Source organism: Streptomyces sp. CA2R106 (assembly GCF_037034245.1).
GTDB lineage: Bacteria > Actinomycetota > Actinomycetes > Streptomycetales > Streptomycetaceae > Actinacidiphila.
Genome location: NZ_JBAGKC010000127.1, coordinates 1 through 1,049, shown reverse-complemented (window position 1 = coordinate 1,049; position 1,049 = coordinate 1). Strand labels below are relative to the sequence as shown.

The following is a 1,049-nucleotide window of genomic DNA, read 5'->3' as shown; positions in this document are numbered from 1 at the left end:
TGCCGGTCGGGGCGTCGAGCCAGTAGCGCTGGTGCTGGAACGCATACGTCGGCAACTCCACCACCCCCGCCCCAGGCACCACCGCCGACCAATCCACCGACACCCCCGCCACCCACGCCTCACCCAACGACGCCAACAACCGCCGCACCCCACCCTCACCCCGACGCAACGACCCACACACCACACCCCGCACCCCCACCGACTCCAACACCTCCGACACCCCCACCGCCAACACCGGATGCGCACTCACCTCCACAAACGCATCAAACCCCCGCCGCACCAACTCCCGCACCGTCTCCTCAAAACGCACCGTCTGCCGCAAATTCCGATACCAATACCCCCCATCCAAACCCCCCACCCCAAACAACCCACCCGTCACCGTCGAATAAAACGGCACCCCATTACCCCCACCCACAACCACCTCACCCAACACACCCGCCAACTCCTCCTCCACCCCCTCCACAAACACCGAATGCGACGCATAATCCACCGCAACACGCCGCACCCGAACCCCCTCACCCTCCAACCCACCCACAAACTCCTCCAACGCCCCCACCTCACCACACACCACACACAACGACGGACCATTCACCGCCGCCAACGACAACCGCCCCTCCCACCCCACCAAACGAGACCGCACCCCCTCCACACCCAGCCCCACCGACGCCATACCACCCCGACCCGCCAACAACCCACCAATCACCCCACTCCGCAACGCCACCACCCGCGCACCCTCACGCAACGACAACCCACCCGCCACCACCGCCGCCGCAATCTCCCCCTGCGAATGCCCCACCACCGCACCCGGCACCACCCCACACGCCCGCCACACCGCCGCCAACGACACCATCACCGCCCACAACACCGGCTGCACCACATCCACCCGCCCCAACGCCACCTCATCACCCAACACCTCCAACAAATCCCACTCCACAAACTCACCCAACACCCGCCCACACTCCACCATCGACGCCGCGAACACCGGCGACGACCCCAACAACTCCACCGCCATCCCCACCCACTGCGACCCCTGCCCCGGAAACACGAAC

General features: G+C 66.4%; 1 protein-coding gene. It reads right to left on the bottom strand.

The features are described from left to right. Positions 1 to 1,049: acyltransferase domain-containing protein (locus WA788_RS35325; protein ID WP_335984562.1), on the bottom strand; the 1,049-nt coding region annotated here is incomplete at both ends.